This is a genomic window from Streptomyces sp. ML-6 (genome assembly GCF_030116705.1).
Classification (GTDB): domain Bacteria; phylum Actinomycetota; class Actinomycetes; order Streptomycetales; family Streptomycetaceae; genus Streptomyces.
In genome coordinates this window covers 673,270-687,861 of the sequence record NZ_JAOTIK010000001.1, presented here as the reverse complement: position 1 = coordinate 687,861, position 14,592 = coordinate 673,270, and the positions used below count along the sequence as shown (strand labels likewise).

The window sequence follows — 14,592 nt, the reverse complement described above, 5'->3', positions numbered from 1 at the left end:
TGTGCGCACGCCCCGCCCCGGTGGTTCACCGACGGATGATCAGCCGGCGTTCAGCTCGACGTCGTCCACGACGAAGCTGGTCTGCAGATAGGCGTCCTCGTTGCTGGTGAAACCGAGGGTGACCGTCTGGCCGGCGAACTCACCGACGTCGAAGGTCCGCTGGACGTAGGAGCCCGTGGCGTCCGTGTTGGAGTACGTCGCGAGCGTCTTGGTGCCCAGCTTGACGGTGAACGTGTCGTACGCCGTCGGGTCGCTCGCCGACTCGGCGGTGTCGGTGCGCAGGTGGAACGACAGCTTGTAGGTCGAGCAGCCCGACGGAACGGTCAGCGACTGCGAGATCGTGTCCGAGTGGGTGGAGCCCCAGCCGCCGAGCCACGCCGTGTACGAGCCGCTGTGCGCGGGCTTCTCGGACGTCCGGTTGTTGATCACACCGTCCGTCTGCGTCCACGGGGTCACCCCGTCCTCGAAGCCGCCGTTGACGACGACCTGCCGGGCCTGGCAGCTGCCGCCGCCACCGACGACGAGGGAGTACGTGGTGGTGTGGGTGGCCTTGCCGGTCCCGGTCACCGTGAGGGTGTACGTGCCCGCCGCGGTCTGCGCCCCGGCGGAGACGGTCATCGTCGAGGAGGAGCCCGACTGCACGGACGCCGGGTCGAACGAGACGGTGACACCGCTCGGCGCGCCGGAGGCGGACAGCTGCACGGTCTGCGCGGAGCCGCCGGTGGTCGCGGTCGACACGGTCGCGGTGACCGAGCCGCCCGGCTGCACGTTGCCGGTGACCGGCTTCACCGAGACGGAGAAGTCGTCGCCGGGGGCGGTGGTGCCGACGGACGTCTTCCAGAGTGTGTGGGCGATGCCGTCCGCGCTGCGGTCGAGCGCGGTCGCGTTGATGTTGGCCGTGGTGTCACAGGACGAGTGGTAGCACGGGTCGTAGGAACGGCCCGCCGTGCCGCCCCACTTGGCGGCCTGCGCCGACGTCTTCGTGGCGCTGGCGCCGGTGGCGTAGCCCGAGGTGGGGATGCCGGCCCGCTGGAAGGAGTAGTCGTCCGACCGTCCCCGGCCCTCGACGTTCTCCTCCGGCGAGAGGCTCAGCGAGTCCCAGTACTCCTTCATCGGGGCGGACGCGGCCGAGTTGAGGTTGTTGACGAAGTAGCCGGCGTTGGTCGAGGCGACCATGTCGAAGTTGTAGTACGCCTTGATGGCGCTGCGCTGGGCGGAGGTGAGCTGGCCGACGTAGTACTCCGAACCCTGCATGCCCTGTTCCTCGCCGTTCCACCAGGCGAAGCGGACGTGCTTGGTCATGGTCGGGTTGCGCTGGGCCAGGGCGAGCGCGTTCTCCAGCAGGGCGGCCGAACCGGAGCCGTTGTCGTTCATGCCGGGGCCGGCCGAGACGCCGTCCAGGTGGGCGCCGAACATGATGGTCTGGTCGGACGGGCCGCCCGGCCAGTCGGCGATCAGGTTGTTGCCGCGGTAGGTGCAACCGGTGCAGGTCTGCTCGGTGACCGTGTATCCGGCGGCCTGCAGCTTGCTCTTCACATAGGCGACCGAGGCGGTGTAACCGGCGCTGCCCGCCCGGCGGTTGCCGCCGTTCTGCGAGGCGATGGTGTTGAGCTGCGTGAGGTGCGCCTGCACGTTGGCGACGCTGATGTCGGGCGCGTCACCGCCCGGGGTGCCACCGCCGCCGACGGTCAGGGTGTACTGCGCGGTGTGGCTCTGGGTGCCCTGGCCCTTGACGGTGAAGGTGTACGAGCCGGGCGTGGCACCGGAGGACGCCGACACGGTCATCGTCGAGGAAGCGCCGGACTGCACCGACGACGGGCTGAACGAGGCCGTGACCCCGCTCGGCAGACCGCTCGCCGTCAGCGCGACGGCCTCCGCACTCCCGGAGCTGACCGTGGTGCGCACCGCGGCCGTCACCGAACTGCCCGGCTGCACCGAGCCCGACGACGGGTCGAGGGAGATCGAGAAGTCGTTGTTCCCGCTCGGCGTGCAGACCGGGTCACCGCTCTGCGCCGGGACGCTGATGGCGTCCCACGCTGCCTTGGTGCGGTTGTAGAGCGTGCACCCGGCGTCGAGGTTCTTGGCGGCGGTGAGCGTGGCCGTGCGGTAGCGCTTGTACGTCATCCCGCTCGTCTTGAGCAGCATGCCGCCGTAGAAGACCTTGCCGGCGGTCTGGATGCCCACGCCGGTGATCGAGGAGTTGTTGCACGTGGGGCTGGACGGCTTGCCGCCGCCCGGGTTGGAGCCCTCGGCCAGCAGGTAGAACCAGTGGTTCATCGGGCCGGCCGCCGCGTGCTCCTCGGTGTTGGGTATGGAGGAGCTGTAGCAGTTCGGGTCCCCGGTGCGCGAGGGGTCGTACATGACCCGGATCGGCCCGTTGCCGACCAGATTGATCTTCTCGCCGACCGTGTAGTCGGGGTCGTCGTACGGGGCGGGCTCATTGGCGTACGCCTCGGTCAGGGCGCCCATGATGTCGCCGGTCGCCTCGCCGAGCCCCGACTCGTTGTTGGCGCCGCCCGGCGTGTGCTGGTCGATGCCGTGGCCGAACTCGTGGCCCACCACGTCCATCGCGCCGATCCACTGGTTGGCGTTGTTGTGGCCGATGGAGACCGACGAGCCGTCCCAGTAGGCGTTGACGGCGTTGAGGCCCACCTTCACCGGCCAGCTGCGGCCGTTGCCGTCGTGCCCGTTGCGGCCCAGCCAGTCCTTGAGCATGTTCCACTCGTGCTGTGCCCCCCACATGACGTCGACGCAGCCGGTCTCCTTGCTGGAGGCGTTGCCGTTGCCCCAGGAGTCGGTCGACTTGCTGAAGACGCTGCCCGTGCTGTAATCGGCACAGCTCAGGCCGGGCCGGTTCGGGTCGCGCAGCGAGAAGCCGCTGCCCGACGCGGTGGTGTCGATGGCCAGTGGGGACGGGCCGTTCCACTGGCTGTTGCCGGTGCCGGCCTTGACGTCGTCGTAGCTGTCGAGGACCTTGCCGGTGCCCGCGTCCACGAAGACGTGCAGCTTGCTGGGGGCCTCGGCGGTACGTCCGGAGAGCACCGTCTCCCAGGCCAGCCGGGAGGTCTTCTCGGTGGCGCGCACCACCAGCCGCCGCGATTCGACCCGCCGCACCTCGCGGAGTTCCTTGCGGGCGGTGGCCTCGGCCTTCTTCGCGGAGACGGTCGGGACGGTCGGCACGTTGATCCGGCGGGAGACCGCCGACTGGGTGCCGCGGACCCGGCCCTTGGAGTCGGCCACCACGACGGCGTCCCCGCCGACGACGGGCAGACCGCGGTAGGTGCGCTGGTACGCGACGGAGTACAGACCCTTGACCCACGGGGTCACCATCTGCCGCTCGTACCGCTCCTCGGGCCCCTTGGCCAGGGTGTCGAGGCCGCTGGCGGCGGCCCGGTCGGCGGCGGACACCGCGGCCGAGAGGGCGGACGGGGCGGGCGGGGACGGTTCGGCGGACGCCGACTGGCCGCCGGTGACCACCAGCATTCCGGCGAGGACGGCCAGGGTGGTCCCGGCCGTCAACGGTCTGCGTTTCATCGAGGCTCCTTGAGTCGGGGGGTCCTCGATCGCGGACAGCAGCGCACGGCGACGCGACGGCGGCGGCCGCCGGCTTCCGGCGCCCGTGATCGAGCGACCGAACACTCACACGTCGCCATGAACTCGTCAATGAACTGCGCCGACTGCCGGGGGACTTGGCAAGTTTGGTCAAGCCGCGGTGGTGCGATCGCACGACAGCCGGGAACGGGGCCGAGGCGGCCGCCCCGGCCCCGATGCGCGGCCGTTCTGCCCGGAGCCGGGCCGACGCCCGGTCAGGGAGCCGGTGTCACGGGCCCGGTGGTCGCGGTCGAACCGGTCTCGGGGGTGTCGTCCGGCCCGTCGTCCGGGGAGAACAGGGCCATCCCCAGGTAGACCGCCGCGATGAAGGCGATCGTGCCGGCGATGGCGCTCGCCACCCGCGGGCGCCGCCTGATCGCCTCGCGCGTACCGGTGAGCGGCGCGGACCGGTCCGGCGCGCCCCGCCGGCCGGACGCCGGCCGTTCGGCCGCGCGCCGCCGGTGGCCACCGGTCTGCTGCGGCAGGCGGTACGTCGCCGAGCCCCCGGCCTGCGGGTCGGGGCCGGGCGTGGGCGCGAACGCGGGTGCGGGCGCCGAGAGGCGAGGGACGCCCGCGCCCGGCGGCGCGGTGCGGGGAGCGCCGGTCGCCGCCGGAGGCGCGGGGGAGTACATCGGGAGCGGCTCGGGCTGCCCCCGCCAGGCACCGCTCTGGAACCAGTCGGCGACCTGCTGCGCACTGGGCCGGTCCTCGGGCTGCTTCGCCAGCAGCCCCAGCAGATAGGAGTCGAAGGCCGGGGACAGCTCGACGCCCTGCTGCCGCAGCGGCACCGGCGGGGTGTCGACATGTTGATAGAGCGTCGCGGTTGCCGTGTCCGAACGGAACGGCGGCCGCCCCAGCAGGAGCTGGTAGATCACGCAGCCGAGGGAGTACATGTCGGACGCCGAGTCGGCCGTGCGCCCCAGGGCCCGCTCCGGGGCCAGATAGAGACTGGTACCGACGATCTGCCCCGTGGTGGTCAGCGCGGCCGAGGGGTCGTCGACGAACTGGGCGATGCCGAAGTCGCCGATCTTGACGGACCCTTCGGCGTCCAGCATCAGGTTCCCGGGCTTGATGTCGCGGTGCACGATGCCCTGGCGGTGGGCGGCGGCGAGCCCGGCGGCCGCCTGGCCCGCGATCCGGGCGACCTGTTCGGCGCCGAGCCGTTCCTCCGCCGCGAGCAGATCGCCCAGGCTCCTGCCCTCGACGAGCTCCATCACAAGGAAGAAACGGTCCTCCCAGGCGCCGAAGTCGAACACGGCCACCAGATGGGGATGGCTCAGCCGGGCCGCGGTCTGCGCCTCCAGGCGGAACCGGGCGGTGGCCGACTCGTCGGCGTGGTCGCCCAGCAGCAGCTTCACCGCGACCGCCCTGCCGAGCACTTCGTCGGCGGCACGCCACACCTCCCCCATGCCGCCGCGGCCGATGGGGGATATCAACCGGTACCGACCAGCTACCAGCACCTGTGCACCAATCTCGGATCGTGGACCGCTTCTGCTGCCACGGCGACGACCCGATGGGATCGGGGCGAGGTGGGGGGCGCGCGGCAAGATCAGGATATCGGTCCGCCGAACCCCGTCCCGCCCCGTCCCGCCCCCGCGCGGGACGACCGGCCGGCCACCCTGCGGACCCGGGCCCCTCGGCACCCCGGACCGGCGATCACTTCCGGCCACCAGCAGCCGCGTGCCCCACCGACTCGACGAGCGGCAGCAGCCGGTGCGCGACCCGTTCGCGCAGCGCCACCTCGGTACGGGTCCTGACCACGCCCGGCAGCCGGATCAGCCGCTGGATCACGTCCTCCAGGTGCCCGTTGTCCCGGGCCACCACCCGCGCCAGCAGATCGCCGCCCCCCGTCGTCGAGAACGCCTCGACGATCTCCGGCACCGCGGCGAGCGCCTCGCCCACCTCGTCCAGATGCCCCTGGGTGACCTCCAGATGAACGAAGGCCAGGACCGGATGGCCCAGCGCGGCCGGGGACAGCACCGGCCCCGTCCCCGTGATCACCCCGTCCCGCTCCAGCCGGTCGATCCGGGCCTGGAGGGTTCCCCGGGCGATCGAGAGGATGCGAGCGTACTCGCGGACGCTGGTGCGCGGCTGCTCGATGAGCAACCGCAGGATGCGGGTGTCGAGGGCGTCCACCGCCATGGTTCCGTCGGTCTCTTCCTGATGGATCGGTCGGGGCTGCGAATGTACCAACGGGAGGAAAGGCGGGCCTGACGGACATGTCCGGCCCGGCTCGATGCCGCCTCATACCTGTAGTCCCTCAGAGCTACGAAGAAGGTTCACACCCCGGTGGGACGCCGACTACACGGCGCCGTCCATAACTTCTGTACCCCAAGCCCCAGCCGACCCGGTACGGAAGGATCACCCCTCATGCCGTCCCCTCCGCGCGGAACCCGATCGCGCCGCGGCCTGCTCGCCGCACTGGTGGCCGCCTCGGTGGCCGTGCCGGTCTCGGGCGCGGCGGTTCCCTCGGCCGTGCCCGCGCCCGCCCCGGCCGCACACGCACCGCTGCGCACCGCCGACCCCGGAGCCCTCGCCGAGCGGTACGCCGCGACCCGCGCCGACATCGCCGCGGCCGGACGGGCGGCGGCCCGGCACAAGGACCACGGACGGGCCGCGGCGCTGCGCGCGATGGCCGGACCCGGCCGCCACTTCCTCTCCTTCGACGGACGCGACGGGGGCCGCGGCGTCGAGGTCGTCGGCGACCTGGCCCGCGCCGAGCGGATCGCCGTACTGGTCCCGGGCGCGGGCGTCGACCTCGACCACTACTGGCGGCTGCGCAAGGGAGCGCTCGCGCTGCGCGAAGAACTGGGCGGGAGGTCGGCCGTGATCGCCTGGCTCGGCTACCGGACGCCGGCCACGGTGAGCACGACCTCGCTGACCTCCGGGCGGGCCGCCGAGGCCGCCCCCGGACTGCGTTCGTTCATCGGGGAGTTGAGAAGAATGAGACCCACGGCCCGGACCACCCTGCTCTGCCACTCCTACGGTTCCGTCGTCTGCGCGCGGGCCGCGCACGGTCTGCGGGTCGCCGACATCGTCCTGTACGGCAGCCCCGGCACCGGCTACGGGAACGCCGCGGACCTGCACGCCCGGGCCACCGTCTGGGCGGGCCGCGGCAGCGGCGACTGGATCGCCGACGTGCCCCACGTGAAGCTCCGGCTGCCCTTCGCGGACATCGGGTTCGGGACGGACCCGGTCTCGTCCGGCTTCGGCGCCGAGATCTTCGCGGCGGGCTCCGCCGGTCACAGCGACTACCTGCGAAGCGGCTCCGAATCGCTGAGGAACATGGCCCGGATCGTGACCGGGGAGAAGCACGCGGACGGCGGGGCCGCGGACGAGGCGTCCGCCCCGGGCCGGGGCGGACGCCGTGCGTGACCTCGTGCGGCGGATCGACGCCGCCACCCCCGCCGACCGCGACCGCGCCGTCGACGCCCTGCGCGCCGTCGCCATCCTCGGAGTGGTCCTCGGCCACTGGCTGGTGACCGCCCTGGTGGCGGACAGCGGCACCCTGCGCGGCGCGAGCCCGCTCCAGCACATGCCCGGACTCGTACCGGCCTCCTGGGTCCTCCAGACCCTCGCGCTCTTCTTCCTGGTCGGCGGGCAGGTCGCGGCCAGGAGCCACGCCGACACCCTGGCCCGGGGCGGGAGTTACGGCCCATGGCTCCGCGCCCGCATGACCAGGCTGCTGCGCCCGGTGGTCGTCGTACTGGCCGTGTGGGCCGTGGCGGCGTGCACGATGCTGGTCTCCGGAACGGACCAGGACACCGTGCGGGCCCTGGGCAAACTGGTCTGGTCCCCGCTGTGGTTCCTGGCGGTCTTCGGGGCGCTGACGGCGGCCACCCCGCTGGTGGCGAGGCTGCACCCGCTCTGGCCGTTCGCCGTCGTGCTCGTCGTCGACCTGTACCGGTTCGGCCTGGACGCGCCCACCGCGTTCGCCCCGGTCAACGTGGCGGCCGGCTGGCTGGTGCCGTACTGCCTGGGCGCGGCGTGGGCACGCGGTGAACTGCGGAGCCGCCGGACCGGCTGGACCCTGCTGCTCGGCGGGGCCGCGGCCACCGCCGGACTGGTCGGCTGGGGCGGCTACCCCGCCGCCATGGTCGGCGTGCCCGGCACGGAGGTCTCCAACCTCGACCCGCCGACCCTCGCCGTGGTCACCTTCGGCCTCGCGCAGTGCGGTGCGGCGCTGCTGTTGCTCGGCCCGCTGCGCCGGGTGCTGCGACGCCCCGCCCTCTGGGCGGCGGTGGCGGTGCTGAACCTCTCCGCGATGACGGTGTTCCTGTGGCACCAGACCGCGATGATCGCGGTCACCGCGCTCGGCCTGTCGGCGGGCGGCGCCCTGACGGGTCTGCACACCGTCCCCGACCATCCCGGCTGGGTGCTCGCCCGGCTGGCCTGGCTGCCCGTGTTCGCCCTCGCGCTGACGGTCTGCTGGGCGGCGTTCCGGGGCCACGAGCAGGGACGGTCGCGGAGGAAGAGCCTGGTCGTCCGCGAGGGAAGCCCCCGACGAACGGTGGCACGAGGTGTTTAAGGTGCCACCTGTGAAACGGGGAGACATGACGAAGCGGTCGGCGCGGGTGCTGCGGGAGCTGCCCCGCACCCTGCACAAGGACCTCATGACATCGGCAACCGACCCGAACGGGCGTCACGGGCAGCCGCGTTGGCTGGAATGGCGACCGGTGATCATGGTGCCGCTGGTGCTGCTCGCGGTGTTCCTGCTCGTCGCCAACACCAACCAGTACACCTTCGAACTCGGGACGGGCCTCCTGCTCGGCCTCCTGTTCGCCGGGATCCAGTCGGCGGCGTTCGTCGTCACCCTGTACCGCCCGGTCCCGGCCTGGTGGACGTCGCTGCTCGTCATGGTGGTCGTCACCCCGTTCGCCACGAAAGCCGGCTCCGGCCAGATGCTGTTCCTCCGGGAGGGAAGCGCCGGGATCACTGTTCCCGACCATGTGGCGTTCCCCTGGAACGCGGCCCACATCGCGGTGCAGGCCGGTGTGCTGTTCCTGCTCGCCCTGCGGGTACGCCCCCGGATCACCGCCGAGGCGCTGACGATCACCGTGCTGGTGGGATCCGCCTGCGCCTCGGCCGTCCCCTGGAGCACCGGCCCCGGCACCGCTTTCGCCGCCGCAGTCCTCCTGGTCGCCGCGGTGATGGGCGCCGCCCTGCACGGCCTGGCCGTGGCCCGCACCCGACTCGTCGTGCAGGAGGAACTCACCGCCGAGGAACGCGCCCGGCGCACCCTGCTGGAGGAACGCAACCGCATCGCCCGGGAACTGCACGACGTGGTCGCCCACCACATGTCGGTCATCTCCATCCAGGCGCAGGTCGTCCCGCACCTGGTCGACAACCCGTCCGACGAGTTGCGAGAGAACGTCGAGGGCATCCGCCGCAACGCGGTCGACGCCCTCACCGAACTGCGCCGCGTCCTGGGCTCCGAGGACCCCCTCCCGCAGGCCGCCCGGCACGCCCCGCAACCCACCCTCGACCGGCTGGACGAACTCATCGGCAACGCGCGGGGTGCCGGCGTCACGGTCACCGCCGAGACCACCGGGGAGCCGCGCCCGCTGTCCCCGGGTGTCGAACTGTCCGCCTTCCGCATCGTGCAGGAGGCACTCAGCAACGCGATGCGGCACGCCCCGGGCGCCCGGGTACGGGTGGAGATCGGCCACGGTGCGTCCGAGGTCACCGTCCGGGTCACCAACACCGCCCCCGACCGGGCGGTGCCGCCCTCGCCGGGCGCGGGCCACGGCCTGCTCGGCATGCGCGAGCGCGCCGCGATGCTGGGCGGCGAGATCGTCACCGGACCCACCCCCGAGGGCGGTTACGAAGTCGCTGCGATACTGCCCGCACAGCCCCCAGCGGGGCACACCGCCCCCGCCGACCCTGCCGAGGACAACCGATGACGGCCATTCGCGTTCTGATCGCCGACGACCAGATGATGGTCCGGCAGGGTTTCACGGTGCTGCTCAACGCGGAACCCGGCATCGAGGTCGTCGGCCAGGCGGTGGACGGCGTCGACGCCGTCGAGAAGGTGGCCGAACTCGACCCGGACGTGGTCCTGATGGACGTCCGCATGCCCCGGCTCGGCGGGATCGAGGCGACCCGCACCATCACCGGACGCGACGGCGCCACGGTCAAGGTCCTCGTCCTCACCACCTTCGACCTCGACGAGTACGTCTACGAGGCGCTGCGCGCGGGCGCGTCCGGCTTCCTCCTGAAGGACGCATCGGCCGACGAACTCGCCCACGCGGTACGGGTGGTGGCGGCCGGGGAGGCCCTGCTCGCCCCGAACATCACCAAGCGGCTGATCGCCGAGTTCGCCCGGGTGAGCGCCGCGCCACGCCCCCCGGCGAAGGGCCGGACGGGCGACCTGACGGAACGCGAGACCGAGGTCCTCTCCCTGATCGCACAGGGCCTGTCCAACACCGAGATCGCCGTACGCCTGGTGGTCGCCGAGCAGACCGTGAAGACCCATGTGGGCCGGATACTGCTCAAGTTGGGGCTGCGCGACCGGACCCAGGCCGCGGTCCACGCCTACGAGACGGGACTGGTGCGCCCGACCGGTTACTGATCCGGCGCCGCCACCCGCCCCACACCACCACCCCTACCACCCACCCGCACCGTCCGCTTCCGCCTGCCCGGAAACGGCCGCCCGTCCGGAGACATCCGCCTGCCCGGAAACGGCCGTGCGGCACCGAACCGTGCCGTGCGGACCGCGCCCGGCCACCCGTCATCACGGTGCGCAACAGCGTCGCCACGGTGCGACACCGCATCCGCCCCCCGCCTCCCCGCGGACCGACCGATCCCGTCCAGCCGAAGGAACCGACACACCCATGGGCTCCACCCTCGTCATCACCAACGACTTCCCGCCCCGCCAGGGGGGCATCGAGACCTTCGTCCACGCGATGGCCACCCGCGTGCCCGACGACGACGTGGTCGTCTACACCTCGCACGAGCCCGGCGACACCGCCTACGACGCGCAGCTCCCGTTCCCCGTCGTACGGGACCGCAGCCGCATGCTGCTGCCGACCCGCCGGGCGACCCGCAGGGCCGTCGAGATAGCCCGGAGCCACGGCTGCGACCGGGTCTGGTTCGGGGCCGCCGCCCCCCTGGCCCTGATGGCACCGGCCCTGCGCCGCAGCGGCGTGCGGCGCATCGTGGCCACCACGCACGGCCACGAGATCTGGTGGGCCAGGACCCCCGGCGCGCGCGGGCTCATCCGCCGGATGGGCCGCGGCGTCGACGTCGTCACCTACCTGGGGCAGTACACGCGCGACCGGATCGAGCCCGCCCTCGGCCCGGGAGTGCGGATGAGCCGGCTGGTGCCCGGTGTCGACGCCGAGGTGTACCGGCCGCCCGCCGGCGCCGCGGCGGACCTGCGGGCCGGGCTCGCCCCGGACGGGGCGAGCATCATCCTGTGCGTCGCCAGGCTCGTCCCCCGCAAGGGGCAGGACACACTGATCCGGGCCCTGCCGCTGATCCGGAGCAAGGTGCCCGACGCGGTGCTGGTGGTGGTCGGCCAGGGCCCCGACGAGGCCCGGCTGCGCAGACTGGCCGACCGCCACGGCGGGGGAGCCGTCCGCTTCGTGGGCGGCGTGTCGCACACCGACACACCCTCCTACTACGCCGCGGCGGACGTCTTCGCGATGCCGTGCCGCACCCGCAGGGCCGGACTGGAGGCCGAAGGGCTCGGGATCGTGTTCCTGGAGGCGGCGGCGAGCGGGCTGCCGGTGGTCGTCGGCGACTCGGGCGGCGCCCCGGACACCGTGCTCGACGGCAGGACCGGCCGGGTCGTGGACGGCACCGACCACACGGCCGTCGCCGAGGCGCTGACCGGAATGCTCCTCGACCCCGACCGGGCCGCGATGGGCGCCGCCGGCCGTGCCTGGGTCGAGGAGACCTGGTCCTGGGAGGCCTCGGCCCGCCACCTGACCCACCTCCTGGCCCCCGTCGAGGAACGGACGCAGGCGCGCTGACAGGCACGGCCCCCGCTGCGGGAGCGCCGTCCCGTCGCCGCCGGTCCGCAGGGCGACGGGACGGCCCGGACGCGGTGCGCCGCCGGTCCGTTGGCTTAGCCGTGGTGCACCGGAAGACCGGTTCACTGGGCCAATGGCCCATCACTTTCGTACCGAGTTGAGCCATGGTTCGGAAAGATGCTGTGATGTACCCGTCGATGGCGCTGCGGATCTCCGCGGCGCCTTTTTCATGCCGGTGCACGGAACCGGTGCGCTGAAGCGGGAGCATGCGGTGCTGAAGAGGATGTTCGTTTCACCGGACCCGGGCCGGGCGCGGCTGCGCGGCGCCCTCCGGGCCGTCCTCGGCATCGGAGGGGCCGTCGCGCTGTGCGGCCTGGCCGGCCATTCGCTCGTCGCGGCCATCACCGGCGGGCTCGCCGCGCTGCTGGCCCTGTTCACGGTGCTGGACACCACCGTGCGGGGCCAGGCGGTCACCACGGCCCTGCTGCCCGTCGTCGGTTTCCCCGTGCTCGCCCTCGCCGCGGGACTGCACGACCACCCGGTGGCCCGCGACGCGGCCTTCCTCGCGATCGTGGGCGCGGGCGTGTACGCCCGGCGCTGGGGGCCGCGCGGCCACTCGCTCGGCGTGTTCGCGTTCATGGCCTTCTTCACCGCGCAGTTCCTCCACACCCTGCCGGGACAACTGCCCGAGCTGTACACCGCGATCGTCCTCTCGCTGCTCGTCTCGTCGACCGTCCGCTTCGGACTGTGGTGCTACGAACGGCGGCAGCCGCCCGCCGTCGCGCTCGCCCCGGTGACCGGCCGGGGGCTGGCCAGGGCGACCACCCGCCAGGCGGTCCAGGCGACCGTCGGCGGCGCCCTCGCCCTCATGGCGGGACTGCTCCTCTCCGAGGAGCGGTGGTACTGGGCCGTGGGCGCCACCTGGTGGGTGTTCGTGAACACCGCATCGCGCGGCGAGACGCTGGTGCGCGGCTTCCGCCGGATCCTGGGAACGCTGATCGGCATCCCCATCGGTCTGGTCCTCGTCGTCCCCCTGCACGGGGCGCCCGTGCCCACCGCGGTCCTCGTCGCCGCCGGGGTCTTCGGCATCTTCTACACCGCCGCGGTCTCCTACACCTGGATGGTCCTCTCGGTCACGGTGATGGCCGGCGCGCTCTACGGACTCCTCGGCGTACTGGACCCGGCGCTGCTCGCGCTGCGGCTGGCGGAGACCGGGGTGGGCGCGCTCGGCGCGATGCTCGCGGTGCTCCTCGTCCTGCCCGTCACCACGCACGCCACGACCGACGCCTGGATCCAGCGGGCCCTGCGCTGCGTGCACGCCTGCACCGCGGAGGCCGCCGCCCGGCTCTCGGGATCGCCCACCGCGGATCCGGCGCCCCGGATCGCCGAGCTGGAGGCGCTCCTGGGCCGGGTACGGCTGTCCCTGGCCCCGCTGGTCCACCCGCTGAGTCCGCTGCGGGCCCGCCGGGTCCGTGCCGGGCAGGTGCTCGCGCTGCTGGACGACTGCGCCCGCGAGGTGCGCGGCCTGGCCTCCGTCGCCGCCGACCCGGAAGCCAGCCATGACGCCCGGCTCGCCGCCGCCTGCTGGCGCGTGGAGGCGTCCGTGGAGGCCCTGACGACCCCGAAGCCGCCGCACGGGACGGACCCCGCGTCGAGCCTCCCGCCGCACCCGGCCGCGGCCGGCCCCGCGCTCGCCCATCTGCACGGCCTGGAACGGGCCCTCGCTGAACTCGCCGCACCGCTGCGCTCCCACCCCCGGGCGCCGCTGGTCGGAGCGTGAGACGTCCCGCCGCACCGGCCGATGACCGAGGCGCTGGTCCGTACCAGGGCGGTCACTGCTACCGTCGCCCCGGAAGATCACGGCGGTACCCGCGGCCGTGATCAGTCGGCTGAGAGGGGCAGTGCGATGGGCAACGACAGCGGTGCGACACGGGCCTTCATCGGCTCGTTCACCTCGGCGGGCGGACCGGGAATCACCGCCGCCGCCGTGGACGGGGAGTCCGGGGCGCTGACCGCCCTCGGCACCACGGACGCGGTGCCCGACCCCTCGTACCTCGCCTTCGGCCGGGGCCCGGGGCCGGACGGGGGCGTGCTCTACGCGGTCAGTGAGACCGAGGACGGCGCGGCTGCCGCGCTGGACGTCACCGGCGACGTACCGCGGCCGATCGACGGAACCCGGCCGGTGGACGGCGGCGGCCCGACCCATCTGGCGCTCGCGGGCGGCCACCTGCTCACCGCCAACTACACCTCCGGCAGCGTCACCGCCCTGCCCGTCCGGGCGGACGGCTCGCTCGGCCCGGCCGCGTCCGTGCTCCGGCACGTGGGCAGCGGCCCGAACCCCGACCGCCAGCGGTCCCCGCACGCCCACCAGGTGCTGCCGGACCCGTCGGGGAACTGGGTGCTGGCCGTGGACCTGGGGACCGACTCCGTACGGATCTGCGCGCTCGACCCGGCCACCGGGGCGCTGCGGCCGCACGGCGAGACGCCCCTGCGGCCGGGCACCGGCCCGCGCCACCTGGCCTTCCACCCCGCCGGCGGCCACGCCTACGTCCTGAACGAACTGGAAACCACCGTCACCACGTGCCGGTGGAACGCCGCCGCCGGAGTCCTGGAGCCGGTCGGGGAGACGCCCGTGCTGCCGGACGGGGCGTCGGCGGACGACGACATGGTGACGTACCCGTCCGAGGTGGTCGTCTCGCACGACGGACGGTTCCTCTGGACCGCCAACCGGGGACACGACAGCATCTCCGTCCTCGCCCTCGACGGCACCGGCGAACGGCTCACCCCGGTCACGACCGTGGACTGCGGCGGGCACTGGCCGCGCGACCTCGCGCTCGACCCCACCGGGCGACGGCTGTACGCGGCCAACGAGCGGTCCGGGAACGTCACCTGGTTCGACATCGACCCGGCGACCGGCGTCCCGGAGCGCGTCGGCTCACTGGACGTCCCCGCCGCCTCCTGCGTGATCTTCGGCTGACCACCGCACCCCGCACACGACACGATCGCCGGACGGGACCGGTCCTCC

The 14,592-nt window shown here is 73.3% G+C and carries 10 protein-coding genes; 7 read left to right on the top strand and 3 right to left on the bottom strand.

What is annotated here, in order from left to right; translation table 11 throughout:
* Positions 1-39: 39 nt before the first annotated feature.
* The 3 genes from OCT49_RS03020 to OCT49_RS03010 form a co-directional block, all read right to left on the bottom strand.
* Positions 40-3,534, bottom strand: a complete 3,495-nt coding sequence (locus OCT49_RS03020; protein ID WP_283850346.1) for a M28 family peptidase — start codon at positions 3,532-3,534, stop codon at positions 40-42.
* A 272-nt stretch (positions 3,535-3,806) separates the two neighbouring features.
* Complete coding sequence (locus OCT49_RS03015; protein WP_283855648.1) at positions 3,807-5,000, bottom strand: serine/threonine-protein kinase; 1,194 nt, start codon at positions 4,998-5,000, stop codon at positions 3,807-3,809.
* A 247-nt stretch (positions 5,001-5,247) separates the two neighbouring features.
* Positions 5,248-5,733 carry an Lrp/AsnC family transcriptional regulator gene (locus OCT49_RS03010; RefSeq protein WP_283850345.1) on the bottom strand — a complete coding sequence of 162 codons (486 nt, stop codon included), beginning with the start codon at positions 5,731-5,733 and terminating at the stop codon, positions 5,248-5,250.
* 228 nt (positions 5,734-5,961) lie between these two features.
* Here OCT49_RS03010 and OCT49_RS03005 point away from each other — a divergent pair, with 228 nt between their 5' ends.
* From OCT49_RS03005 to OCT49_RS02975, 7 genes are all read left to right on the top strand, one after another.
* Positions 5,962-6,966, top strand: coding sequence for an alpha/beta hydrolase (locus tag OCT49_RS03005; protein WP_283850344.1), 1,005 nt, complete (start codon positions 5,962-5,964; stop codon positions 6,964-6,966).
* On the top strand, positions 6,959-8,119 hold the full coding sequence (locus OCT49_RS03000; protein WP_283850343.1) for an acyltransferase family protein: 1,161 nt from the start codon (positions 6,959-6,961) through the stop codon (positions 8,117-8,119). Before OCT49_RS03005 ends, OCT49_RS03000 begins: the two co-directional genes overlap by 8 nt.
* 25 nt (positions 8,120-8,144) lie before the next feature.
* On the top strand, positions 8,145-9,494 hold the full coding sequence (locus OCT49_RS02995) for a sensor histidine kinase (protein WP_283850342.1): 1,350 nt from the start codon (positions 8,145-8,147) through the stop codon (positions 9,492-9,494).
* Positions 9,491-10,162: a response regulator gene (locus OCT49_RS02990; protein WP_283850341.1), complete on the top strand. Its 672-nt coding sequence runs from the start codon at positions 9,491-9,493 to the stop codon at positions 10,160-10,162. Before OCT49_RS02995 ends, OCT49_RS02990 begins: the two co-directional genes overlap by 4 nt.
* A 262-nt stretch (positions 10,163-10,424) precedes the next feature.
* A complete protein-coding gene (locus tag OCT49_RS02985; protein ID WP_283850340.1) occupies positions 10,425-11,567 on the top strand; it encodes a glycosyltransferase family 4 protein in 1,143 nt (380 codons plus the stop codon).
* Between the two features lie 271 nt (positions 11,568-11,838).
* Positions 11,839-13,347: an FUSC family protein gene (locus OCT49_RS02980; protein ID WP_283850339.1), complete on the top strand. Its 1,509-nt coding sequence runs from the start codon at positions 11,839-11,841 to the stop codon at positions 13,345-13,347.
* A 126-nt stretch (positions 13,348-13,473) separates the two neighbouring features.
* A complete protein-coding gene (locus OCT49_RS02975) occupies positions 13,474-14,544 on the top strand; it encodes a lactonase family protein (protein ID WP_283850338.1) in 1,071 nt (356 codons plus the stop codon).
* Positions 14,545-14,592 lie beyond the last annotated feature (48 nt).